Annotated in this window: 21 protein-coding genes; 8 read left to right on the forward strand and 13 right to left on the reverse strand. The window is 67.7% G+C overall.

Annotated features, from left to right (window positions below):
- Nucleotides 1–18: 18 nt before the first annotated feature.
- Genes CG50_RS10255 through CG50_RS10275 form a run of 5 tightly spaced genes read right to left on the reverse strand, consistent with a single transcriptional unit; the run spans nucleotide 19 to nucleotide 5741 of the window.
- Entirely contained in the window at nucleotides 19–786 is a 768-nt protein-coding gene (locus CG50_RS10255; RefSeq protein WP_036637845.1) for a hypothetical protein, read from the reverse strand.
- A gap of 12 nt (nucleotides 787–798) precedes the next feature.
- Nucleotides 799–1206 carry a hypothetical protein gene (locus CG50_RS10260; RefSeq protein ID WP_036637846.1) on the reverse strand — a complete coding sequence of 136 codons (408 nt, stop codon included), beginning with the start codon at nucleotides 1204–1206 and terminating at the stop codon, nucleotides 799–801.
- Nucleotides 1207–1241: 35 nt separating this feature from the next.
- Entirely contained in the window at nucleotides 1242–2165 is a 924-nt protein-coding gene (locus CG50_RS10265; RefSeq protein ID WP_152559486.1) for a hypothetical protein, read from the reverse strand.
- 6 nt (nucleotides 2166–2171) lie between these two features.
- Nucleotides 2172–4313 (reverse strand): dynamin family protein, encoded by a 2142-nt coding sequence (locus CG50_RS10270; RefSeq protein WP_036637848.1) that lies wholly within the window; start codon nucleotides 4311–4313, stop codon nucleotides 2172–2174.
- A gap of 18 nt (nucleotides 4314–4331) precedes the next feature.
- Nucleotides 4332–5741 (reverse strand): hypothetical protein, encoded by a 1410-nt coding sequence (locus CG50_RS10275; protein WP_036637849.1) that lies wholly within the window; start codon nucleotides 5739–5741, stop codon nucleotides 4332–4334.
- 575 nt (nucleotides 5742–6316) lie between these two features.
- On the opposite strand from CG50_RS10275, the gene CG50_RS10280 reads away from it, so the two are divergent.
- The gene (locus CG50_RS10280) at nucleotides 6317–7513 is read left to right on the forward strand and encodes a Hint domain-containing protein (RefSeq protein ID WP_152559487.1); all 1197 of its coding nucleotides are present in this window, start codon (nucleotides 6317–6319) and stop codon (nucleotides 7511–7513) included.
- A 193-nt stretch (nucleotides 7514–7706) separates the two neighbouring features.
- On the opposite strand, the gene CG50_RS10285 is transcribed toward CG50_RS10280, so the two are convergent.
- A complete protein-coding gene (locus tag CG50_RS10285) occupies nucleotides 7707–8780 on the reverse strand; it encodes a hypothetical protein (RefSeq protein ID WP_152559488.1) in 1074 nt (357 codons plus the stop codon).
- Nucleotides 8781–8992: 212 nt separating this feature from the next.
- Between CG50_RS10285 and urtA the strand changes: the two genes are divergently transcribed.
- From urtA to urtE, 5 genes are all read left to right on the forward strand, one after another.
- Complete coding sequence (gene urtA, locus CG50_RS10290; protein WP_152559489.1) at nucleotides 8993–10180, forward strand: urea ABC transporter substrate-binding protein; 1188 nt, start codon at nucleotides 8993–8995, stop codon at nucleotides 10178–10180.
- Nucleotides 10181–10282: 102 nt separating this feature from the next.
- Complete coding sequence (gene urtB, locus CG50_RS10295; RefSeq protein WP_211248599.1) at nucleotides 10283–11191, forward strand: urea ABC transporter permease subunit UrtB; 909 nt, start codon at nucleotides 10283–10285, stop codon at nucleotides 11189–11191.
- A gap of 3 nt (nucleotides 11192–11194) precedes the next feature.
- Complete coding sequence (gene urtC, locus CG50_RS10300) at nucleotides 11195–12247, forward strand: urea ABC transporter permease subunit UrtC (protein ID WP_051909878.1); 1053 nt, start codon at nucleotides 11195–11197, stop codon at nucleotides 12245–12247.
- Nucleotides 12244–13029, forward strand: a complete 786-nt coding sequence (gene urtD / locus CG50_RS10305; RefSeq protein WP_051909880.1) for an urea ABC transporter ATP-binding protein UrtD — start codon at nucleotides 12244–12246, stop codon at nucleotides 13027–13029. Before urtC ends, urtD begins: the two co-directional genes overlap by 4 nt.
- Nucleotide 13030: 1 nt before the next feature.
- On the forward strand, nucleotides 13031–13750 hold the full coding sequence (gene urtE, locus CG50_RS10310) for an urea ABC transporter ATP-binding subunit UrtE (protein WP_036637851.1): 720 nt from the start codon (nucleotides 13031–13033) through the stop codon (nucleotides 13748–13750).
- Between the two features lie 121 nt (nucleotides 13751–13871).
- On the opposite strand, the gene CG50_RS10315 is transcribed toward urtE, so the two are convergent.
- The 5 genes from CG50_RS10315 to CG50_RS10335 all read right to left on the reverse strand — a co-directional run bounded on the left by CG50_RS10315 (nucleotide 13872) and on the right by CG50_RS10335 (nucleotide 20094).
- On the reverse strand, nucleotides 13872–14792 hold the full coding sequence (locus CG50_RS10315) for a response regulator (protein ID WP_036637853.1): 921 nt from the start codon (nucleotides 14790–14792) through the stop codon (nucleotides 13872–13874).
- A complete protein-coding gene (locus CG50_RS10320) occupies nucleotides 14789–18202 on the reverse strand; it encodes a hybrid sensor histidine kinase/response regulator (protein ID WP_036637855.1) in 3414 nt (1137 codons plus the stop codon). The genes CG50_RS10315 and CG50_RS10320 overlap by 4 nt, the downstream gene beginning before the upstream one ends.
- A gap of 141 nt (nucleotides 18203–18343) precedes the next feature.
- Nucleotides 18344–18766: an OsmC family protein gene (locus CG50_RS10325; protein ID WP_036637858.1), complete on the reverse strand. Its 423-nt coding sequence runs from the start codon at nucleotides 18764–18766 to the stop codon at nucleotides 18344–18346.
- Nucleotides 18767–18839: 73 nt separating this feature from the next.
- Nucleotides 18840–19445: a flavin reductase family protein gene (locus CG50_RS10330; RefSeq protein WP_036637860.1), complete on the reverse strand. Its 606-nt coding sequence runs from the start codon at nucleotides 19443–19445 to the stop codon at nucleotides 18840–18842.
- Between the two features lie 85 nt (nucleotides 19446–19530).
- Nucleotides 19531–20094 (reverse strand): flavin reductase family protein, encoded by a 564-nt coding sequence (locus CG50_RS10335; protein WP_245615684.1) that lies wholly within the window; start codon nucleotides 20092–20094, stop codon nucleotides 19531–19533.
- Between the two features lie 178 nt (nucleotides 20095–20272).
- Between CG50_RS10335 and CG50_RS10340 the strand changes: the two genes are divergently transcribed.
- Both CG50_RS10340 and CG50_RS10345 read left to right on the forward strand, forming a co-directional pair.
- Nucleotides 20273–22012, forward strand: a complete 1740-nt coding sequence (locus CG50_RS10340; protein WP_036637862.1) for an alpha-amylase family glycosyl hydrolase — start codon at nucleotides 20273–20275, stop codon at nucleotides 22010–22012.
- 86 nt (nucleotides 22013–22098) lie between these two features.
- The gene (locus CG50_RS10345; protein WP_036637865.1) at nucleotides 22099–22431 is read left to right on the forward strand and encodes a hypothetical protein; all 333 of its coding nucleotides are present in this window, start codon (nucleotides 22099–22101) and stop codon (nucleotides 22429–22431) included.
- On the opposite strand, the gene CG50_RS10350 is transcribed toward CG50_RS10345, so the two are convergent.
- Nucleotides 22409–23650, reverse strand: a complete 1242-nt coding sequence (locus CG50_RS10350; RefSeq protein WP_036637868.1) for a glycosyltransferase family protein — start codon at nucleotides 23648–23650, stop codon at nucleotides 22409–22411. The genes CG50_RS10345 and CG50_RS10350 overlap by 23 nt on opposite strands.
- Nucleotides 23651–23678: 28 nt before the next feature.
- Nucleotides 23679–24458, reverse strand: coding sequence for an HAD-IIB family hydrolase (locus tag CG50_RS10355; protein ID WP_036637871.1), 780 nt, complete (start codon nucleotides 24456–24458; stop codon nucleotides 23679–23681).
- Between the last annotated feature and the right edge of the window lie 77 nt (nucleotides 24459–24535).

Below are 24535 nucleotides of genomic sequence, written 5' to 3' on the forward strand. Positions count from 1 at the left end.
TCGCGGCCCGGGGAGGGCTCAGCCCTTTGCCCATTCCCGGATCAGCAGGCCCAGTTCCTGCGGGCGGAATTCGCGCAGCGCGATCCCTTCCTCGGTGGCGCTGAGCGCCTCTGCCGGGCCGGGATCCTCGCTTGCAGGCAGCCAGACCATCAGCAAATCGTGACCGAGCTGCGTCTGAAGACCCGAAATCACCCCGGCCATCGAGGTCGGGGCCATCGGATCCGAACGGGTGTGGATCTCGGTTTGGGGGGCTTCCGTGGCTGGCGCGGTCCCGACCGGGGCTTCGGTGACAGAGGTAAGTGTGACCGCAGTTTCGGAAACCGGGATCGCGGAGATGGCGGGCGCCGGGTCGGCGACCGGGGTTGGCTGGTCGGGCTCCAGCACGATGGTGGCGGGGAGCCCCTCGTCTTGCCCGAAATTTCCGTCGAGCAGCTCGAACCGCTGGGTCAGGTCGTGATCGCGGGCGAGAAACTGCCGGATACAGCCGTTCAGCCGGGCGGCCACGGCCTCGCGCCCGGCGGCGTCGATCTGGTCGAGATGCAGGTTCACCTCGGCATTGCCGGGGATCTGCAGCGTAATGCCGTAGATCCGACGCCAGCCCGCGTCGATGCCCAGACGGTTCTCGCCACAACCGAGCCAGATCCGTTGCGGCAGGACGGTATCGCCGATCGCACGCGCCAGCAGCAGTTGCTTGCGGCGCAGCGGCAGCCCGGCGGCGATGATCCCGCCCGGGCCTTCGTCACGGCGCAGCTGTGCCTTGTGCTGAAGCGTGTTCACCGTTGCCATCCTCCCCTCCGGTCAGAGTGCCGCGACCACGCCGTCCATCGCCATGCGCGACTTGGCCAGAACCATGCCGACGTTGGCGTCGCGGGTGGTCACGAAAACCGCGACATGCTCGGGATATTTCTTGGTGCGGATGAAAACGTGCAGCAGGTTGGTGCTGAACACGAGGATCTCCTGGAAATAGCGCGGCCGTTCGTTCGACTCGCCACGGGACTTGGCGAAGGCCGCCTCGATGTGCCGGATCGAGGGTCCCTCGAACATGTCGGCGGTGACGGCGGCAACCATGTCGAGCACTTCCTGCGGATGGGTGTCGAGCGTCTTGCACGACAGAAGCATCCCCGACGTCATGTCGATATAGGCGCCGGCGACGCACTCGGGGATGGATTTCATTGCAACGGCGATGGCGTTGTCGAGGGTTGACATGGCTGTCCTTCTTTCATCAGGTTTGCATATTTATTTTATTGCAAATCAGTTTGTTGGTGGTTTGCAGTCAGGGAGGGATCCAGGATCCGGTCATTCATCTGAACGGCCAGATCCCAGGCCCAGGTGTCGCGGTCGGGCGCATAGGCGAACCGGTCCAGGGCTGCGCGCGCACGCTGGAAAAGCGGGGCCTCGGGGCTGTCTGGGGCTGTCGAGCGCAGAGCGTCGAGACGGCGCGTCATCTCGCTCCAGAGCCGGCCTTCCCCTGCCTCCGGGTCGAGCGCGATGGCTTCGAGGATGTCGAAGGTGTCGCTCCAGCGGGGGGCGGGACGCAGCTCCGGAGCGGGCGTATCGGGCGGCAGACTGTCCGCCGGCGTCAGCACCAGGACCGGACGCGGCGTCTCCCGGGCGGCTTCGATTGCCGCCACGATCCGGCTGGCACCGCTGCCTTGCCAGGTTGCATCCTCGGACAGCCCGGCCTGAATGGCGCTGCCCGCCTCGATCATGACGAGCGCGGCGAACCGGTCGCGGGTCAGCACGGCGACGCGGGCGCGCACCTTCTCGCGCGCGTCGGCACTGAGCAGATCGCTGCGCATCACCGCGATCACTGCGTTGTGAAACAGCCGGGGCGGCAGGGTCTCGATGAGGTCGGATTCGCTCAGGCACCAAGCACGTTGCGCCATGGTGCACCAGATCAGCATATCGGCGCTTTCCAGCTCGGCCCGGGCGGCCGGGTCGAGGTGGCCGTTCTCGTCGATCGGGATTTCGACCAGTGTGATGCCGTTGCCCATCGCCAGCGAGATCGGCGGCTGGCGCGACCAGGTGACCCCCACCGGCATCACCGGCTGGCGCAGCAGCAGGTTGACCAGCGACGATTTGCCGGAGTTGAACTCTCCGGCGATCGCGACGCGGAACGGGGCCGGATCCACGGCCGGAGGGGTGCGCAGGTCAGTCACAGGCATGACGGATCAGACCTTGCCCGGCACGGCCCCGGCAGCGGCGGGGGCGGCTGCCACCAGATCGCCGAAGTCGCGCTCCAGAGCCTCGCGTGCGGCGCCGATCACCGCGACACGGGCCGAGATGGCCTCGGCGCGGCGGGTGCGCTCGGCCTGGATCTGAGCGATGCGTTCGCGCGTGCCGCTTTGCGTCAGGGCCAGTGCGTCGGATTTCAGCGCACCGGCTTCGGATTCGATCAGCACATGCGCCGCCCGGGCAAGATCCGCCAGCCGGTCCATCGCCGCCTTGTTGCGTGCGGCCAGCGCCTCCTGAACGGTGCGGTTCAGGGCTTCGACTGCGGGGCGCATCTCGGCGTGAATGATCTGGCTCAGCCGCTCCATCGCCTCCTCGGCACTCATCGTCCGGGCACGCCAGAACTTCCAGCCACGCTGTGCGGTGAAGTCCATCTCGACCAGCGCGGAATGCGGCTTGAAGCCGGGCAGGATCTCGTCCGAGGGCAGGCTGTCGAGGATCTTCGAAACATCCATCTCGCCGGCAATCGGGCGGATGCGGTCGTTCAGCGCCTCAGCATGGCGCATCAGGATGCGGTCGATCTCGATGCGGGCATTGCGATAGCCGGACATCACCTGTGCCTCGACCCGGCGGCACAGTGCCTCGATGTCGATTGACCAGCGTTCGGGGGCACCTTCGGCCTGCATCGCGGTGCCGAGGGCGCGGACCTGCTCCTGCACGAAGGCGTTCAGCGTCGATTGCACGACATTCGACACCGACACGATCGCCACATCGCCATTCGCCAGAATGGCGTTGCGGCCATGCCCCGACACCGCGTCGAGGCCCCGGCCCACGTCCGACAGTGCCGTCAGGCGGGTGTCGATGCGCTCTTTCTCGACGGCGATCAGGTTCGGGATGTCCGAGGTGTCCACCAGATGGCTGCGTTCCTTGCCAAGCCGCGCGCTGAGCAGCTTGTCCATCAGATCCAGCGCGGAATCGCATTCCGTCGCGGCTTCGGACAGGGCGGCGCGGATCGGTCCGGCCTCGATCAGCTGCGACAGGCAGGCCGCCAGCTGCGGCAGACCCGAGGCGCGATAGATCCGTTCGCGTGCGGTGCCGCCTTCGGGCGCCAGATGCGCGACCGCGGGCGCAGCCACGGCTGCCTCGACCTCGGCATCCGTCCCCAGAAGCGCCATCCGCCCCCAGCCCGCGCTGCCCGCAAGCAGCACATAGCCGGTCTGGCCGAGTTCATCCTTCAGCCGGGCATCGAGTGCGCCGAGAAGCTCGGGCACATCCTTCACCGGATCGGGCAGCTCGTCGATGCGGTTGACGAAAATCACCGTGCGCTTGCCGCGATGCACCGACAGCATCTTCAGCAGCGCCACATCCGCCGGACCGAGCGCCTGATGCGCCGAAAGCGTCACGACGAAGATGTCGGCGTGCTTGAAGCTCGAGGTGGTGATCTCGTCGCGCACCAGGAAGGGATCGTTGATGCCGGGGGTGTCGGAAACTGTCACCGGCACCCGGAACGGTCCCGGCGGCAGGAAGATCGAGGCGCTCTTGGTGATGCCCGAGAACCGGCCGGCGGTCGATCCGGGGTTGGTCTCGGCGTCATAGCCGGCGCTGACGTAACGCTCCAGCACCTCGGGGGTGATCTCGTTGAACCGATGGGTCTTGCCCAGAAGCAGCCGGTAAAGCGCGCCGAGGCGGCGCTCGGCGTTCTGCTGCATCTCCAGCACCTGGCGTTCGAGGATATCGCGGCGGAAGCCGGGCAGAAGCTCCTCGGTCAGGCGGCGGGTTTCGGCGTCGCCTTCGATCATCCGCAGCCATTCGGACTCGCTGAACAGCTGGAATTCGCCGCCCGAGGCCGGCTTGTTGGGGTGGCCGAAATACAGGTTGGTGATCACCGCGGTCCAGGGGTTGACCTCGGTCGGCAGGAAATTTCCGAGCCCGGTCAGTGCGTTGATCAGCGAGCTTTTGCCCGATTTGACCTGACCGACGACCGAGACCGTCGCCGAGGCGGCCCGCAGCCGTTCCAGCGCGCGCCCGATCAGCGGTTTGGCTTCGGCCTCGTCGCCGGCGGTGGCCGGGGCGAGATCGCCGGCGAAGGTGTCGATGCGGCGACGCGGGGACTCGGCAATCGGATCAATGGAAAAGGTCATCACAGGTCGTCCATCCAATCAGGCCCGGAGGCCGACAACCGTCGGGCGCATCGACTGCTCGGTCAGCAGACGGCAGCACTCGCCGGTGAATTTCATCAGCGCCTCGCGGCTTTCGGTCTCAAAGGTGGGTTCGACCGAGCCGCGGATCCCCGCGATGAGCCGGCCGAGCGCGGCGGTCATCTCGTTCAGGCGGTGATCGAGCGTTCCGGCGCCGGTGTCGGCGCGTCGGAACGGGATGATCGAGCGGCGCGCCGGCGCAGGGGCGATGTTGATCAGCGGTTCGTCGAGGCCGCAGGGCAGTGCGATGCGCGGAGGCGCGAAATCCGGCACCGGCAATGTCGCATCGTCGACGCCGAAGCGGGCGGCATAGATTTCCGTGGTGCGGGCAGCGGTTTCGGCCGCAATCTGGCGCAACGCCCGGATCACCTCGGTCGAATACCACAGGTAGGTGGCGCGCAGATGCAGGCGCAGTTCCGTCGTGCTGCACGCCCAGTCGGCATCGGCGCCGCGGGTCTCGACCCACGAGGTCAGGCGCCGGGTGCACAGGTTCTGGAATCCGCCCTGACGGCGGTCCATGCGCAGATCGAGTTCCAGCTTCAGCCGCTCCAGCGCCTTGTCGCAGGCCTCGCCCGCCTCGGAGCGGATCGCGGCGATCCGCGCTCCGAGGTCGTCGGGCAACAGTCGCAGCGGCGGCTGCGCCGAGGGGGCGGCAGCCTGCTGGCCCTCCATCAGCGTCATGATGCGCCTGGTCCGCGCGAGAACGGTTTCCCGCAGCATCCGGCCTTCCGCGGCGGCGAAATGGGCCGAGATCGCGGCACGCAGCGCGACGATGCCGTCGCCCGTCGCGGCCTGCCCGGCGAAGACGGGCACGTCGTCCAGCCCCTCGACCGCGAGCCAGCCGACGAGCGCGGCGGTTTCCGCAGTGCTGCCGGCCGGGCTGTTGACGAAGCAGATCGTCTCGGCCGGATGACGGGCATAGACCTTGCGGATCAGGGCCGCCTCCGGAACCGACGGCACCGCGCCCGAGCCGAGCACGACCAGACACAGCTGCGGCTGGGTCAGAACGGCGTCGATGTCGGGGGTCTGCCGAAGACTCAACAGCGCCGGAACTGCCGGCTCGCCGTTGTCGGAAACCGGGCGCAGCGCCCGAACCGTGCCGCCTTCGGGCAGAGACTGCCCTGCGATGGCGGCCAGCACCCCGGGCTTGCCCACGCTCTCGGAGCCGAACAGGGTGACCGTGACGCGGAAGGCGTCGATCGCCCCGATGACGTCGCGCGCCTGCGTGGCGGCGATCGGCGAGGCGATCAGCGCGATGTCGGCGAGTCCGGCGCGAACGGTGGTCAGCGACCGCTCCAGCTCGCGCAGCGGGCCGAAGCCGTCGTCGTGCTGCACGGGGGTGGGCCCGGAAAGGATGGGTCCGTCGGTCATGGCAATCGCTCCCTCGGTTCAGCAAGGCCGCCAGAGAACGGGCGATCCCCGCAAGGTTCCGGCACGCGGCACACTGGTTAAAGACGGACAAGCACGGCACCGGCCGGTGTGGCCCCGCGTTTTCCGGTTGCCCGGCGGAACCGCGCGATTCTCGTGACGCGAAAGTCAATTTCCGTTCGGGAGTATTCTACACCCCCGGGGCCACGTCAATACGATGCAGAGGCCTGTATATATTGCATTTCCGATGCCGGATAACGCGTCCGTCGGGGCTTGGCCACACGGACGGAGCCGGCCTTCGGAATGTGTCGCTAACGTCTTGAAAAGGTAGTGCTGCTGCCGGCATTGGCCGTGCAGGGCCCCGGCCGGCAGCGGGGCCGCGCCGGTGCCGGTTCCCGCAGCGTTTCCGCCGGTCCGCGATGCGATTGTTTCCTGCCTGCGTTGAGGAAATCTTCAGACATGTGATTTTACAATCGGCCGTGTGCCCTGCTATCGCGCACCGCCTGACCGCCTGACCGCCTGACCGCCTGACCGCCTGACCGCCCGAGGATCCGCGTCCGAGACGAGTGTAACCAGCCATGTCCTATACGCTTCAGCTTTACTCCACGCAGAGCGTGGCGGTGACCCGGGTCAGCACCGGGGCCTCGATGATGGCAAACGATCCGGTCTCTTCGGCCTATGGAGATGCGTTCTCGTGGGAACTCAGCGGCGATCCGAACCCGTCGGCGGCGCTGAGTTTCGGAACCGCGAACGCCTCGGTCAGCTTCGATGACGGCGACGGGCTGTTCAGTTCGAATCCGGTCGCGAACGACACCGTGCAGGACCAGAAGCTCGCCGCCACGACGACGATCGACGGCACCACCTATACCGCGAACGGCGACACCGTGCTGTGGCACAGCCCGGCCGCGATCTACGTCAAGTTGCAATATACCGTCACGCTTTATGACGCGTCGGGGACGGTTTACACCATGGCCGGGGTGTCTGTCGTGCAGGGCTGGTCGCCAACCGTCGCGGGGGTGGCTTTCATCGGTGCAGCACCGCCGGCGGGGACGGTATTGTATTACCACCTTGGCCAGTCCACCTATATCAACAACCCCGATGCCGCGCCGCTGACCAGTTCGCTGACTGCGGCGACGGGTTCGGCGTCGCGCACGCCGGTGCCCTGTTTCGCTGCCGACTGCCGGCTCGAGACGGAGGACGGACCGTGCCCCGCCGGCGAAATCCGCCCCGGAATGCGTGTGCTGACCCGCGATGGCGGGTTGCAGCCGGTGCTTTGGGTGGGGGGCCGTTTCCTCGACGCTGCGGCACTGGCGCAGCAACCGGGGCTGCGTCCGATCCGGATCCGGGCGGGGGCGCTCGGTCCTGGGTTGCCGGCACGCGATCTGGTCGTCTCGCCTCAGCACAGGGTGCTGCTGCGCTCGAAAATCGCAGGGCGGATGTTCGGGGTATCCGAGGTTCTGGTGCCGGCGATCCGGCTGTTGCGGGTCAGCGGTGTCGAGGTGGCACAGGACATGGCCGAGGTGCACTATGTCCATCTGCTGCTCGACCGTCATCATATTCTGCTGTCGGAGGGGTTGGAGAGCGAATCTCTCTATCTCGGGGCTGAGGCGCGCAAGGCGCTCTCTGCGCCGGCGCTGGAGGAAGTGCTGACCCTGTTCCCCGAGCTGCGCACACCCGGGGTGCTGCCATTGCCGGCGCGGCGTCTTGTCGCCGGCGGGCGGGCGCGGAAACTGGTCGAACGCCATGTGCAAAATTGCAAGCCTCTGGTCGCCTGAGTTCATGGGAGAGGGCCGGCAGTCAGAGGCTGGCAGGGCAGGGACTGCTGGAGCCGCGACGACGGATCTTCTTTGCCGGCCGGTGCGACAGGGCAGATAGCGGCGTTTGGCGGATGAGGGCCCGGCTGGAAGGGGCGTCGCCGGGGCGATGGGGAGGATTAGCGCGACGGGGACAGAACGGCGCCTGAAAAGCTCAGGCGGCGGCGCTCCACAGCCGGAACCGGCCCTGTCCGGTCAGTTCGCGGATCATGCCATGGCTCTGCATCCGTGCCAGAAGCCTTTCGGCGCTGTCGCGGCTGATCCCGGCCAGAACGGCCGCATCCTCGGTATCGAGAAGCGGACGCGCGCGCAGGGCCTCGACCATGCGCAGCGGCGTGCCGCCCTTCCATCCTGAAACCACCGCCGATGTGGCCTTTGCCCAGTCATCGACCCGGCGCACCGACATCAGCGCCGACATCGCGCCATTTCCCGTTGCGCCGAGCCAGCGCGACAGCCGCTCGTCCGCCTCGCCCCCCGAGGTCCAGACCGCACGCGCCGCCGCCATCGGCGCGAAGCCGAGGAGGCGGTTTTCCTGCGCCGCGATGCGCGCCGCCGCCACCGCGGGTTCGGCGACCGAACCCGGCGCCGAGAGCCCCGCGAGCTGCCACAACCGGAACGCATAGGCCGCGCGGGTCAGCGGATGGGCACCCGCCATCTCGTCCATGCCGGCGCGGAACTCGGCCTCGGCGGCGTCGAATTCGGGCCCCGCCGGGCGGGTGCGGGCGCTTTCGGGCAGGGCGGCGGGGGCCTCGGTCTCATGCAGGCCGAGAAACCCGCGCAATCCCTCGGGCGCGCCCGGCCGTGCGCTCAGCCGGCGCAGCGCCCATCTTGCGCGGCCGAGGTCCGCCGCCAGCCCCGGCACCCCGCCGCGCCCCATCATGTCGCGCCCGATCTGTTCGCGACGCACCCGGCCGCCTTCGGCGAGGATCATCGCCTCGGCCTCGATCAGCGCGAGCCGCGTCACCATGCCTTCGCCCGATCCCTCGACGACCGCATCGAGGCGCGCCAGATCGGCCGCCGCGCGGGCAAGGTCCGCCGCAAGCCGCGCCTCGGCCGCCAGCCATTCGGCGGGGTCCGCCAGACTGCGCACCGCGCGGCGCGGGATCGGCAGGGGAGGCTCGTCCTCGTCGGTGGGGGGCAGGAACCAGGGATCTTCGTCCGCCGTCTCGTCGCGGTCGTAGATCGAGCGCGGCGCGCTCTCGTCCATATCGGGCAGGGGGTGTTTCATATCCGCAAAATAGCACGCTCGCGCGGTTCGTGCAGCCTTTTCCGGCGCTGCCGCGGCGGCAAACCTACGCCGAAAGGCGTATATGGCCCGACCGCCCCCCGGCCTAGGGTGCAGCTACAGGACAGGGCGCGACACCCCCCGCGAACCCGTCCGGCCACAACCGGCCGCGCCTGAACGCCGGCCGCAACCACACAGGGAAAGGGACTTCCACGATGAAGATGGCATTCCACACGCTGTTCGGCGCGCTTGCCGCCTCGACGATGCTGACCTGCGCCGCTCAGGCCGAGGACACCAAGGTCGGCGTGCTGCAGTCGCTCTCGGGCACCATGGCGATCTCGGAAGTCACCGTGAAGAACGCCGAGCTGATGGCGATCGACGAGATCAACGCCGCCGGCGGCGTCATGGGCAACAAGATCGTCCCGGTGGTCGAGGATGGCGCCTCCGATCCGGCGATCTTCGCGCAGAAGGCGACGAAGCTGATCACCGACGACAAGGTCGCCACGGTGTTCGGCGGCTGGACCTCGGCCTCGCGCAAGGCGATGCTGCCGGTGTTCGAGCGCACCAAGAACCTGCTGTGGTATCCGGTGCAGTTCGAGGGCAACGAATGCTCGCCCAACATCATGTATTCGGGCGCCCAGCCGAACCAGCAGATCGTGCCCTCCTATGACTGGGCGAAGGCCAAGGGCTACAAGAAGATGTTCCTGGTCGGCTCGGATTACGTGTTCCCGCGCACCGCGAACCTGATCCTGAAGAAGCATATCGCCAAGGACGGCCTGACCATGGCGGGCGAGGAATACGTGCCGCTCGGCGGCACCGACTTCTCGGCGGTCATCGCCAAGATCCAGGCCGCGAAGCCCGAGATCATCATGAGCACGCTCAACGGCGACTCGAACGTGTCGTTCTTCAAGCAGCTCGCCGCCGCCGGCCTGACCTCGGAGAAACTGCCGGTGATGTCCTTCTCGATCGGCGAGCAGGAAGCCAAGGCCATGGGCACCGAGCTGGTCAAGGACAGCTTCGCCGGCTGGAACTACTTCCAGAGCCTGCCGGGCGAGGCCAACGCCAAGTTCGTGAAGGATTATCAGGCGAAGTTCGGCGCCGATGCCGCGATCACCGACCCGATGGTGCATGGCTACCTCGACGTCTACGCCTGGAAGGCCGCGGTCGAGAAGGCCGGCAGCTTCGATCCCGACAAGGTGCGCGCCGCCGCGGTCGGCCTGAAGTTCCCCTCGCCGATGGGCGACGTCGAGTTCGCCGCGAACCAGTCGCTGGTGCAGCCCGCCCTCGTCGGCAAGCTGAAGGCCGACGGTCAGTTCGAGATCGTCTGGCAGTCGGAAGGCGCGATCCAGCCCGATCCCTACGATCCGGTCGCCTTCCCGGGCAAGAGCTGCAAGCTGCACTGAGCCGCCGAGATCCGGGGCCGGGGCGCGCGCCGTCATGGCCGTGCGCCCCGGCCTTTCCTTTGAAACATCCGATTTTCACCCCGACACCCGGAGAGAGTGACCATGATGGACCTTCCCCTTCTCGTCGGTCAGGTGTTCAACGGCTTCAGCGTCGCCTCGCTGTTCATCCTCGCCACGCTCGGACTCGCGCTCAGCTTCGGGCTGATGCGGGTCATCAACATGGCGCATGGCGAGATGCTGATGCTGGGCGGTTACCTGGCCTATCTGACCTTCCTGCTGGTTCCCGGCCCGCTGGCCATCCTGATCGCGCTGCCGGTCGCGTTTCTGGGTGCCGCGGCGCTTGGCGCGGTGCTCGAGGTGACGGTGATCCACCGGCTGGCGTCGCGCCCGCTCGATACGCTGCTCGCGACCTGGGGGGTCAGCCTGATCCTGCAACAGGCGGCGCGCTCGATCTTCGGGGCCATCGGGGTCAGCGTGACGGCGCCCGGCTGGCTGAACCACACGATCAGCATCGCCACGGGGCCGCTCGCCGGGCTGACGCTGCCGGCGACGCGGATCTTCATCATGGTGGTGGCGGTGGCGGTGCTTCTCGCGCTCGGTCTGTTCATCACCAAAAGCCGCATCGGCCTGCTGGTGCGCGCGGTCAACCAGGACCGGATGATGGCGGCGGCCTCGGGCATCGACGTGCGCCGGGTCGATCTGGTGGTGTTCTCGCTCGGCACCGGGATCGCGGGGCTTGCGGGCGTGGTGCTGGCGCTGCTCGGTCCGGTCACGCCCTCGGTCGGGCAAAGCTACATCGTGCCGGCGTTCCTCGTGGTGGTGCTCGGCGGGCTCGGCTCGATGGTCGGCACGACCGTCGCGGCGCTGATCCTCGGGATGGTCTCGGCGCTCAGCCAGATCTTCCTCGACGTCAGCACCTCGCAGGTGCTGGTGCTGCTCTTCGTCATCGTGTTCCTGCAATTCCGTCCGCAGGGCGTCATCGCCGTGCGCTCGCGCGCGCTGGAGGACTGAGCCATGCCGAAATATCTGTCGCAACTGTGGATCGTCGCGCTGGTGCTGGCCGTCGCCGCGCCCTGGCTGATCTCGTCTTATGAACTCAGCCTGCTCGGCCGGTTCCTCGCCATGGCGATCCTCGCCATCGGGCTGGTGCTGCTGTGGGGCGAGGCGGGGATCCTGTCGCTCGGTCAGGGGGTGTTCTTCGGCCTCGGCGGCTATGCCATCGCGATGCACATGAAGCTGGTGTCACTGCCCGAGGGCGAGCTGCCCGATTTCATGATGTGGTCTGGCCTCGACGCGCTGCCCTGGTGGTGGGTGCCCTTCGCCAATCCGGTCTTCGCGCTGGTTGCGGTGGTGGCGCTGCCGGCGATCGTGGGGGCGCTGTTCTCCTGGCTGGTGTTCCGCCGCCGCATCGTGGGGACGTATTTCTCGCTGATCACCCAGGCGCTGGCGCTGTGCTTCGCGACGCTTCTGGTCAGCAAGCAGGACGTCACCGGCGGGTTCAACGGGCTGACCGATTTCAAGACGCTGTTCGGGCAGGATCTGGCATCGCCCGGCGCCCCCATTGCGCTCTATTTCGTCACGCTCGGCTTCGTGGTGCTGGCTTTCCTCGGTGCGCGCTGGCTGATCGGGTCGCGCTACGGCATCTTGCTGCGCGCCACCCGCGACGGCGAGAACCGGGTGCGGTTCCTGGGCTACAATACCACGCCTTACAAGGTCGTCGCCTTCGCCATCGCCGCGGCGCTTGCCGGTCTTGGCGGTGCGCTCTTCACCCTGCACGCCGGGGTGATCTCGCCCGCCCTCGTCGGTGTCGTCCCCTCGATCGAGATGATCGTCTGGGTCGCGGTCGGCGGGCGCTACAGCCTGTGGGGCGCCGTCGCCGGCGCGCTGATCGTGAACTTCGCCAAGGACGAGATTTCCTCGGCCCTGCCCGAGGCCTGGCTCTACGTCCTCGGTGCCGTGTTCATCCTTGTCGTGACGCTGCTGCCCAGGGGGATCGCCGGCCTCGTCCGCGATCTGGCCGGGCGCCGCGCCCTCGTCGCCACGAAGCCCCAGGAGGTGCAGAAATGAACGCCGCCCTCGCGAACGCCACCCCCGCCGATCCCTTCATCCTGAAGGTCGATGGCATCACCGTCGATTTCGACGGCTTCAAGGCGATCGACAATTTCTCGATGACGCTGGAACGCGGTCAGCTGCGGGTGCTGATCGGGCCGAACGGCGCGGGCAAGTCGACGCTGTGCGACACGATCATCGGCCGGGTGCGCGCCGCCTCGGGCCATGTCTGGCTGAACGGCGAGGACATTACCGCGCTCCCCGAGTTCGAGATCGTGCGCCGCGGCATCTGCCGCAAGTTCCAGACGCCGGGGGTGCTGCCCTCGCTCACCGTGCGCGACAACCTCGCGCTCGCCGCGCGGCGCGACCGGCGCTGGTGGACCGGCTTCGGCCATGCCGTCGATGCCACCGAGCGCGTCCGCGTCGACGAGATCCTCGCCGCCATCGGCCTTGAGGACCGGGCGACGACGCTCGCCGGGCTTCTGGCGCATGGCGAGAAACAGTGGCTCGAAATCGGCATGGTCGTCGCCACCGGGGCGGAGCTGCTGCTGCTCGACGAACCCACCGCCGGCATGGGCCCGAACGAGACCAGCCGCACCGCGAAACTCATCAAGTCGCTGCTCGGCAAGCACGCGGTTCTGGTGATCGACCACGACATGAAATTCGTCGAGGAACTCGGCGGCAAGGTCACGGTGATGCATCAGGGCAAGTTCCTGAAGCAGGGCACGGTCGAGCAGATCCGCAACGACCCGGATGTGGCGGCGGTCTATCTCGGCCGCTCGGAACGCGAGGAGGCCTGAGATGGACACGCTTCTGAAACTCGACAAGGTCTCGGCCGCCTATGGCCAGTCGCAGGTGCTGTGGGACATCGACCTCGCCATCGCGCGCGGCGGGGCGACGGCGCTGATCGGGCGCAACGGCGTGGGCAAGACCACGCTTCTGAACACCATCATGGGGGTGCACCGCTGCTCGGGCGGGGCGATCACCTTCGACGGCGAGGACGTGACACGCACCCCGGCGCATGGCCGCTCGCGCGCGGGCATCGGCTTCGTGCCGCAGGGCCGCCACATCTTCCCGCATCTGACGGTCGAGGAGAACCTGCTCTCCGGCCTCTCGGCGCTCGAAGGGCGCGGACGCGGGCTGATGGGGCAGGGCATCCCCGATCACATCTTCGACCTGTTCCCGAAACTCGCGCAGATCCGCGCCCGCAAGGGCGGCGTGCTCTCGGGCGGCGAGCAGCAGCAGCTCGCCATCGGCCGCGCGCTCTGCGGCCAGCCGAAGCTCCTCCTCCTCGACGAACCGACCGAGGGCATCCAGCCCAATGTCGTGCAGCAGATCGAGGCGGCGCTGCGCCGCGTGCGCCGCGAGCTCGGCGTGACCATCGTGATCGTCGAGCAATATCTCGACTTCGCCTGGTCCTTCGCCGACGATTATTGCGTGCTGCTGAACGGCCGGGTGGAGCGTCAGGGCAGCACCCGCACCGACAGCGCGGCCGACGTCGCCCACCTGGTCAACGTCTGAAACCGAAGCCCCCGCGCCGCAATCCGGCGCGGGCTCTTCCCCTTTCGGCTTTCCATAAATATCCCGGGGGAGTCTCCGAAGGAGACGGGGGCAGAGCCCCCTTCTTCCCCCACCGCCCGCGCTACCCCCGCTCGGCCAGCGCCTTCACCGCCATCGCGGCCGCTGTCGCCCGGTTCTCGGCGCCCATCTTGTCGAACACCTGTTCGAGGTGCTTCTTCACCGTCCGCGGGCTGATTCCGAGGATCTCTGAAATGTCGAGGTTCGCCTTCCCCTCGGCAAGCCACAGCAGGATCTCGGCCTCGCGCCCGGTCAGCCCGAAGCGCGTGCGCAACAGCCCCTCGCGCAGGCCCGGCGTCTCCTCGCTCACCCGATAGAGAAACTCGTCCGGCCCGATGGCGTTGAGCCAGGCGAAATCCACCTGCCGCGCGCCGAGGCGCAGCGTCACCACCTGCCCCCCGCCCGCGCCGCCAAGCGCCAGAAGCCGTTCGGCGAAACTCGGGCTCAGCCCCGGCGCGCCGCCCTCGCCTGTCCCGAACAGCTCGCCGAGCAGGCTCTCGGTGCGCGGCGTGCACCACAACAGCCGGCCGCGCCCGTCGATCGACAGCAGGTTGCGCCCCGTCGCGTCGAGCGCCGCCCGTGCCCCGAAGGCCACCCGCGCATTCGCCAGATGCACCCGGATCCGCGCCACCAGCTCATCAAGCACGATAGGCTTCGTCACGTAATCCACCCCGCCCGCGGCCAGCCCCTCGACCACATGCTCGGTCTCGCTCAGCCCGGTCATGAAGATCACCGGGACATGCTCGGCGCCCGGCGTGCGCTTGATCGCGCGGGTGGTCTCGAAGCCCGACAGGCCGGGCATCACCGCATCCATCAGGATCAGGTCGGGCGTGATGCGCTCAAGCCTGCGCAAGGCCGCCTCGCCGCTCGTCGCGACCAGCGCGGTCATGCCGGCCTGTTCCAGCGTCTCGGTCAGAAGGCCCAGATTGTCGGGGGAATCGTCGACGATCAGGATGCGGTCGCGCCGCGTGGCATCGGGGGTCATCGGTCCTCCCTCAGGATGGCGGCGAAACCGTCGAGATCGAATGCGTCGAGCTTCGCCCGCAACCGCGCGAGCAGGCCGGCATCGGCGAAACCCGCCGCCTCCATCGCGTCGAGCTTGTCGCGGATGCCCCGCACATAACCGATTTCCGCCAGATTGCCGAGTTCGTCGAGGTCTCGGGCGGGATCGGTGGCGGTCGGGGCCGGGCCGGGCGCTGGCGCGTGCGCCTCTTTGGCCGGCGCAAGGTCGAGGGGCTCCGGCCCGCTCACGTCAGACCCGTGCAGCCACGCCAGTCCCAGCAATTCGCCGATCTGGGCGAGCAGCCGCGCCTCGGTGAAAGGTTTCGCCAGGAAGGCGTCATAGCTGCCATCGGTGCTGCGCCCCTCGGTCGCCGGGCGGTCATAGGCATTGGCCGAGAGCATCAGGATCCGGGTCTCGGGCCAGGTCGCGCGGATCCGCGCCGCCAGCTCCCAGCCGTTCATCTCGGGCATGAACACATCGAGGATCGCCAGATCCGGCACCAGCCCGGGCAGCAGGCGCAGCGCCTCGGACGCGCTCGGCGTCACCGTCACCACGAAGCCGAGCGGCGCCAGCAACTGCCGCATCAGCCCGAGGTGCAGCTCGTCATCGTCGACCACCAGCACCTTGCGCGACGGCCCGGCATAGCCGCAGATCAGCTGGCCCCCGGTGGTTTCCGCCCGCTCGGGGGCGGCGGCGAACAGCAGCACCCGCACGGTGACCGTGGTGCCGGTGCCGGGGCTGCTGCGGAACTCCATCTCGCCGCCCATGATCTCGGTCAGCAGCTTGGTGATGGTCAGCCCGAGCCCGGTTCCCGGCACCGCACGCGCCGCACTCGACGAGCCGCGCTCGAACGGTTTGAAGATGCGCTCGATGTCCTCGGGCGGGATGCCGATGCCGGTATCGGCGATCTCGAACAGGCAGGTGTGGCCCTTGTAGCGCACGGTGAAGGTGACCTCGCCGGCCTCGGTGAATTTCACCGCGTTCGACAGCAGGTTGATCAGGATCTGCTTCAGCCGCTTGGCATCGGTCAGCACGGTTTCGGGCAGGTAATCCGGGCACTGATAGCGGAACGCGATGCCCTTGGCCTGCGCCTGCAAGGTGAACATGTCGGCCAGCTGATCGAGCATCTCGCGCAGCCGCAGCCGGTCGCGGGTCAGCATCAGCGTGCCGGATTCGATCTTGGAAATGTCGAGCAGCCCATCGACCAGATCGGCCAGATGCTCGGCCGAGCGGCGGATCACCCGCACCCCCTGACCGCGTGTGCCCGATCCCTGCGCCGCGCTTCCCTGCGTGTCGCGTTCGAGCAGCTGCGCATAACCGAGGATCGAGTTCAGCGGCGTGCGGATCTCGTGGCTGAGGCCGGCGATATAGCGGGTCTTGGCGAAATTCGCCGATTCCGCCGCCTCTTTCGCCTTTTGCAGCGCGCTGTCGGTGCGTTCATGCGCCTCGATCTCGTCCATCAGGGTGACGGCTTGGCGCTCGAACTCGGTCTCGGCGACGCGGCGGCTTTCGTTCGCCAGCACCAGCAGCCAGGCGGCGATGCCCGACAGGATGAACAGCGTCAGGAATACCGCCCACAAGACGCCATCGACCGTGGCGCGCCCGGCCGGGTTCATGCCCTGCGTGACGTTCGCGTGGATCAGCCCGAGCATCGCCGCCACGATGACGTCAAACGTCACCAGCGTCGCCGCGAACCGGCCGAGCCGCGACATCCCGAACTGCACCACGCCTTCGGGCAACCAGCGGCGCGCGATCCCCTCGGTCTGCGAGGCGACATCGGCGCCCGGCCGGCACAGGTCGTGACAGCGCCCCTCAAGCGTGCAGCACAGCGAGCAGATCGGCCCGTCATAGGCCGGGCAAAACGCCATGTCGGCGGGCTCGAAGGCGTTTTCGCAGATCGAGCAACGCACCTTTCCCCCCGTCGTCGCCAGATCGGGCGAGCGGCGCGCGATGTAATACCGCCCTCCCGTCGCCCAGGCGATCGCCGGCGCGGCCACGAAGGCCACCGTCAGCCCGATGAGCGAACACAACGCCGCCGCCGCCTCGCCGAACAGGCCGAAGAAACACGCCGTCGAAACCGCGACCGACAGCGCCATCGCCCCGGTGCCGACGGGGTTGATGTCGTAAAGATGGGCGCGCTTGAACTCGATCCGCTTCGGCGACAGGCCGAGCGGCTTGTTCACCATCAGATCGGCGACCAGCGCCCCCATCCAGCCGACGGCGAGGTTGGCGTAAAGCGACAGCATCCCCTCTATGATGCTGAACACGCCGGTCTCCATCAGCAACAGCGCGAGGAGCACGTTGAACACCACCCAGACCACGCGCCCCGGATGCGAATGCGTCAGCCTTGAGAAGAAATTCGACCAGGCGATGGAGCCGGCATAGGCGTTCGTCACGTCGATCTTCACCTGACACACCACCACGAACACCCCGGTCAGGGCGAGCGCGACGCCGGGCGAATGCAGCAGGTTCAGGAAGGCGAGGTTGTAGATCTCGGCCGGCTGGACGGCGCGGTCTTCGCTCAGCCCCGCGTTCAGCGCCAGATAGGTCAGGAACGAGCCGAGCAGGATTTTCAGCCCCCCGATCCACACCCAGCCCGGCCCCGAGATCAGCATCGCCGCCCACCAGCGGGCGCGGTTGTGCCGGGTCTCGGGCGGCAGGAAGCGCAGATAGTCGACCTGTTCGCCGATCTGCGGCAGCAGCGACAACAGGATCGAGAAGGCCGCGCCGAAGCCGAGCAGGCTGATTGCGCCCGGCCCCTGCCAATGGCCGGAAAATCCGATCCAGCCGGGGATCTCGGCGTGCCCCGCGACGGCGATATAGACGAGCGGCGCGATCTGCAGGATCAGCCAGACGGGCTGCGTCGCGATCTGCATCCGGCTGATGATCCGCACCCCGAAGGCCGCGAAGGGGATCACCACCAGCGCGCTGATCATATGGGCAAGCCACAGCGGGATCCCCCACACCATGGTCAGCGCGACGGACATGATGCTCGCCTCGATCGAGAACAGCACGAAGGTGAACGAGGCGTAGATCAGCGACGTGATGGTCGAGCCGAGATAGCCGAACCCCGCGCCGCGCGACAGAAGGTCGATGTCCACCCCCGCCTTCGCCGCGTGATAGACCACCGGCAGGCCAAGCGCGAAGGTCAGCACCGTCATCGCGATCACCGCGACGATCACATTGGGCACGCCATAGGCCAGCGACAGCGTGCCGCCGATCGACTCGCAGGCCAGGAACGCGATGGCCCCGAGCGCGGTATTGCCGATGCGGAACGGGCTCTTGCGCGCCTCGGTCGCGGTGAAGCGCAACGAGAAATCTTCGAGCGTCTGATCCGCCACCCATTTGTTGTAGGCGCGGCGCGCGTGGCCGATGCGCTGCGGTCTGCTCATGTCGCGAAAACCCCGATTGTGCCGGCGGAGGCGGGCATCCTCCGGGTATCGGCGCAACGGCGGGCTTTGACAACCGCCGCGCCGGTCAGACGGGGTGCAACGGCGGCGTCACGCGCGAAAATGCGGCAGATCAGCCGCAGATCAACCGCGGCGCACCGCGATTTCCGGCCCGCCGGCGAGGGTATTGCTGACGGTGCAGATGCCTTCCGCCATGTGGATCAGCTGGTCGCGCGTCGCGTCGTCGAAATCGCCGCCGATGTGCAACACGGCCTCGATCCTCGCGACGCGCGAGGGGCCTTCGGCGGCTTTCTCGCCGCGCACCTCGGCGCTGACCTCGCCGAGCCGGTCGGTCACCCCGAGCCTGGTCGCCGCGCTGCGGATGCTGAGCGCGAGGCAGGCGGCGAGCGAGGCATAGAGCAGATCGAGCGGGTTGAACCCCGGCGCGCTGACCCCGGTCACCAGATCGAGCTGACCGCCGGTCGGCGTCGAGAGCACCGGCATCGCGCCTTTCTCCATGCGGGCGGTGGCGCCGGTGTCGCGGGTGCGGATCTTCAGATCGGCCATCGGGGGCTCCTGTCGGTTTCGGCCGATCCTGCGCCGCCTGGCGGCCCGGGGCAAGGGGGTGCGGCGCCGGATTTCACACGGTCGGGCGGGCCATGCGGAACACCGTCTCGATCGCCGCGAAGTCGAGATAACCCAGACGTGTCAGCGGCTTGTATCGGGTCACGTCGAACCGCCCGTCGACGATGCAATCGTCGCGCAGATGGATCGCCTCGACCCGGGCGACGATCAGGCGATTGTGCGCACCTTCGAGCGCGATGTGCCGGCTCATCCGGCATTCGAGTGCGGCGGGTGCATGGCTCAGTCGCGGGCAGTCTATGGTCTTGCACGGCTCCGTCGCGAGGCCGAGGCGCGCCGCCTCGTCGGTCTCGCGCGGGAAGGGGGCAGAGGAGGCGTTCAGCGCCTCGCGGTCGTCGTAACCCGCGATGTTGACGCAGAACACGCCGGTTTCGACGATGTTCGACAGGCTGTCCTTGCCGATGTCGCGGTCGCTCTTGTGCCCGACCGAGGAGATGACGATCTGCGGCGGATCGTAGGCGACGGCGGTGAAGAACGAATAGGGCGAGAGGTTCACCGCCCCCGCGCCGTCGCGGCTGGAGATCCAGGCGATGGGGCGCGGCGAGACGATGGCGGTCAGCGGATCGACCTGCATCCCCGATCCGTCGCGGGTCAGATAGAACATTGGGGCTCCTCCCGTGGTTGCGGCGGCCATTGTGCCGGTTTCTTCGCCGCGGGCAACCGGCGCGCACGGGCCGGGGCAAGCGTCGTCATGTCGCGGGCCACAGCCCCCCGGGCAGTTTCGCGGCCATCGCCTCGTGCCGGTCGAGGCGGTCGCCGTCGGTCACGAACGTGCCGTCGCCCACGGCGTGAAGCGTGCGCCGTTCGGCCCGGTCGGGGTTCGTCCAGGCGGCTTCGGCGCGCAGCAGCACGAGGCCATGGGGCTCGATCACTTCCTCGACCCGGCATTCGACATTGGCGAGCGCCTCGCCGATCAGCGGCGCGGCGACGGTTTCGGCCGGCAGCGCGGTCAGCCCGAACCGGGCGAACTTGTCGGTCTCGGCCCCGGTGGTCATGCCGACGCCGATCACGGTGTCGATCAGATCGGCGCCGGGGATCGCGATGACGCAGGCGCGGGTCTCGGTCAGCGCGCGCCAGGAATGGTTCCACGGCCCCGTGGCGATGACGAAGCCACCCTCGAAATCGCGCACCATGGTCCAGGTGATGGTCATGACATTCGCCCGCCCGTCCTGCGAGGATCGCGTGGCGACCCAGGTCACCGGGCCCGGCTCCAGCAAGGTGAATGCCCGATTGAGTGGCAAAGGCTGCATCATTGGCACCTCCTTCGGCGGATTTCGCCCGGTTTCAGGGCAGGTCACGGAGTTCTGGCTTTACCCACCAGCCCGGCCGGCTACGCTTTGTAACATGAAAACCGCCGTTCGATGAAAGACAGCGCGCTTTCCGACCGGCCCTCGCCCCTTCGCGCGGCTCTCATTCGGAAAGGACAGACCGATCCCCAGCACGCCCGCCCTTCTCAGCCACCGGCTGTCGGCCCTGCTCGCCCAGATCTATCCCTCCCTCGACGCAGAGGCGCTGTCCGAGCGCGTGATCGCGGCGTTCTGGCCCTCGGGCAGCGGCTTTCGCCAGCGTCCGCGCCATCCGTCGAACAATCTGTGGTCGGAACGCGCCGCCCTCGTCATCAGTTACGGCGACAGCATCGTCGCCGAGGGGCGCCGCCCGCTCGAGGTGCTGCACGGCTTCCTCAAGCGTAATCTGCATGGCACGGTCAGCGGCGTGCATCTGCTGCCGTTCTTCCCTTACAGTTCGGACGACGGTTTCGCGGTGACGGATTACCGCGCGGTCAACCCGGCGCTTGGTGACTGGTCCGACATTCGCGCGATCGGCGAGGATTTCGGCCTGATGTCGGACATGGTGCTGAACCATGTCTCGGCCGAGGGGACGTGGTTTCAGGCCTATCTGCGCGGCGAGGCGCCTTATGATCGCTTCTTCATGGAGGCCGATCCGGCCGATGACCTCTCGGCCGTGGTGCGGCCGCGCACCACGCCGCTGCTGCGTGCCGTCGAGACCGCGAAAGGCGAGCGTCACGTCTGGTGCACCTTCAGCCCCGATCAGGTCGATCTGGACTTTCACGACCCCGAGGTGCTGCTCGAAATCCTGCGCGTGCTGCGGCTGCATATCGACCACGGGGTGCGGATCATCCGCCTCGACGCGGTGGCGTTCCTGTGGAAGGAGCCGGGCTCTCCCTCGATCCATCTGCCGCAGACCCATGCGGTGGTGAAGCTGATACGGGTGCTTGCCGATTTCGCCGCCGAGCCGGTGATCGTGCTCACCGAGACCAATGTTCCGAAGGCCGAGAACCTCAGCTATTTCGGCCGGCGCGACGAGGCGCATATGGTCTACAACTTCCCGCTGCCACCTTTGGTGCTTCATGCGATGCTGGCGGGGACTGTCACTTTTCTGCGCAAATGGCTGCGGTCCATGCCACCTGCGCCTTTAGGATGTTCATATTTCAACTTTACTGCCAGTCATGACGGGATCGGGATGCGTCCGGCCGAAGGGCTGCTGCCGCCTGAGGAAACCGCACGTCTGATCGAGGCGATCCGCGCCGCCGGCGGCCTCGTGTCGATGCGTGCGCTGCCCGGCGGAGGGGAGGCGCCCTATGAACTCAACTGCGCCTATTTCGATGCGATGGGCTGCAGCTTCGCCGGCGAGACGGCGATGAAGATCGCGCGCTTCCTGTGCTCGCAGACCATCGTGATGTCGATCGAGGGGGTGCCGGCGTTCTACATCCACTCGTTTCTCGCCACGCCGAACGACCGCGAGGGGGTGGTGCGGCGCGGCATGAACCGGGCGATCAACCGCCACCGCTGGGACGAGGCCGCGCTCGCCGCCCGGCTCGCCGATCCGGGTTCGGATCAGTCGGTGGTGCTGACGGCATTGCAACGGCGGCTGCGGCTGCGCGCCCGGCAACCGGCCTTCCATCCGAACGCGACGCAGCTGACCTTGCAGCTCGACGACCGGGTGCTCGGGGTGTGGCGGCAATCGCTCGACCGCAACCAGTCGGTTTTCGCGCTGCACAACGTCTCGGACGAGCGGGTGGAGATGGACGCCTATCTCCTTAATCTGATCGCCGACGAGGTATGGCGCGACCTGATCAGCGGCGAGGCGGTCGATCCTGACGGCACCATCGTGCTCGCCCCCTATCAGTGCCGCTGGATCACCAACGTCTGAGGCTCAGCCTGCGCCACAGTTTGGCCAAAACGCCGGCTAGATCATTCGGACGACATTTCCAAACATTCGATTTCGCAATAAAATTGATGATCGCGCCGATGGTTCTGGCGGTACTTTGCGCATGCACGCCGTCACCGCAGGTGGTTTCCGATTACAACGGTTACAGCGTTCGACTGACCGGCGAGGGCCGCGAGCCCGACCCGGATACCGTGCGCCACGCCGAGCGCATCTGCGCCTCGCGCGGTCTCGGGACGGAATACGCTTCGAGCACGTATTCCCGCGATAGTCTCGGGCCGACCAGTCACCTGTTCCTGTGCATTGGCGCGCGGACTTCGTCTTCGGCCGCCGCGCCGATGGTCATTCGGGGCCCGGCGGCCAAGGCCGGCGAGAGCTATTTCAGCTCGGCCGCGACGATGTGACGGCCGTCTCGTCCATGTCGCTGGCGACGGCGGCACGGAAATCCGCGAGCAACGCCGGATCCGCAGAATGGACGAGGTTCCAGTTCGGAATGAACGGCAGCTCCTGCGGGTTGTCGAGGAAACTTTGCCCGGCCTGCATGATGTTCTCGGCGAACAGCGCGATGGAGCGTTCCTCGGCATGGCGGTCGAAGCTGAGCCCGTTCATCTGCGCATCGTGCGAATAGACTTCGAGCATGTCGAGCGCGCGGCGGTGATAGGTCGCCTTCAGCGTGCGGAACACGTTGAACGAGAACACCGTCCCGTCCGCCGCGAGCTTGCGGAAGATCGCCTTGCAGATGTCGAGCGACATCCGGTTCAGCCCGGCCTGCGCGTCCTCGGCCGACAGCTCCTGATGCTTGTGGTCGTAATTGTCGGCAATGTCGACCTGACAGACCGCGCGCGGGCCCATGTTGCGCCAGGCCTCGGACAGGATGCCGATCTCGAGGCCCCAGTCCGATGGCATCCGCAGGTCCGGCAAGCTGGTGGTGCGCATGGCGAATTCGCCTGACAGCGGATAGCGGAAGGCGCGCAGATAGTCGATGTAATCGCGGTCGCCGATCACTTTCTTCAACGAAATCAACAGCGGGCTGACCAGATTGCGGGTGACGCGCCCGCCCATGCGGTTGTTGCCGATGCGCGGGTAGAAGCCCTTCGACAGCTGGTAGGGCATCGCCGGGTGGACGACGGGAAACAGCAGCCGCGACAACAGCCCGTGCTCGTAGGTCACGATATCGCAATCGTGCACCGCCATCACCGCACTGTCGGCGCAGCCGATCAGATAGCCGATGCAGCCCCAGACGTTGCGGCCCTTGCCCGGCTCGATCGGGCCGAGGCCCAGGGGTTCCAGCCGGTCCATGATCTCGCTGACGCGCGGCCCGTCGTTCCAGATCACCACGTGGTTTTGCCGCAGCCGCGAGAAGAACTGCCGCGCGTGGCGGTATTGTCCGGCGTCCGCCCGGTCGAGGCCGATGATGACCCGGTGCAGATATTTCACCTTGTTCAGCTCGTCGACGATGCGCGGCAGCGCCTCGCCTTCCAGCTCCGAGAACAGCGACGGCAGGATCAGCGAGATCTTGCGGGTCTGCGCGAAGGTTTCCAGCCGGTATTCCAGCTCGTCCAATGCGCGGGTGCGCAGGTTGTGAAATTGCGCGATGTTGCCGTTCTGGTGAAAATCGGCCATGCGACCTCCGTGTTGGGGTTGGGATGGCTCAGCCGGCGAGGCCGGAGAGCAGCGTGTCGAGAGCCTCGGCCCAGCCGGTGGGGCCGGCGGTGCGGCTGCGCAGGATGCGCCCGGTGGATTCTCCGGGCAGCGGCGGCAGGCCGGGGCCGTGATCGTTCTTCACCACGATGCCGCGGCTCGCCGCGGCGATCATCTCGGCGTCGTTGGGCGCATCGCCGAGCGCGACGGTCAGCCGTGCGTTCAGCCGCTCGGCCAGTTCCGCCATGCGCGCAGCCTTGGTGCCGCCATAGCTCAGCGTCAGGAACCGGCCGCCGCGGCGCGCGGTGATGCCCTCGGCCGCCATCTTCGCCAGAAACGCCGCGAGGCCCGCCGCATCGCCCTGCCACAATCCGGGTTCGGACCAGGCGCGTTGCCGGGCGAGGCGTGCCTCGCCGAGGGGGAGCCCGGTCAGCGCGGCAAGATCGGCGTCGGTCATCGTGGCGAAGCCGCGAAACGGCACGCGTGCCGCCGCGATGGCGCGGCACAGGCGGGGGTAGGTGGGCTGTTCCCCGGCGTCCGGATCGTCGGTGCCGGCGCTGATGCCCGCGCCGTTCTCGACGATGGCGGGCCAGCCGGTCAGCCCCATGCGCTCTTGCCACAGCGCGATCTCGGCCGCGGTCTTCGACGAGGCAAGCACCACCGGCACCCCGGCCATCGCCAGCCGCGCCAGCATCGGCCGCGCCGGCGCGAAGTCATAGCTTTCGTGATCGAGCAACGTGCCGTCGAGATCGGTGAAGATCACGAGGCCCCGGGGGATTTTGATCGCCATGCCCCGAGTTTAGGCCAGTCCGCGCGAATGTCATGCGTTTATCGGACCGGTCGGCGAAATTATTCCGCCTTCAGGTG

It is taken from the genome of Paenirhodobacter enshiensis, assembly GCF_000740785.1.
In the GTDB taxonomy this organism is placed as follows: domain Bacteria; phylum Pseudomonadota; class Alphaproteobacteria; order Rhodobacterales; family Rhodobacteraceae; genus Rhodobacter; species Rhodobacter enshiensis.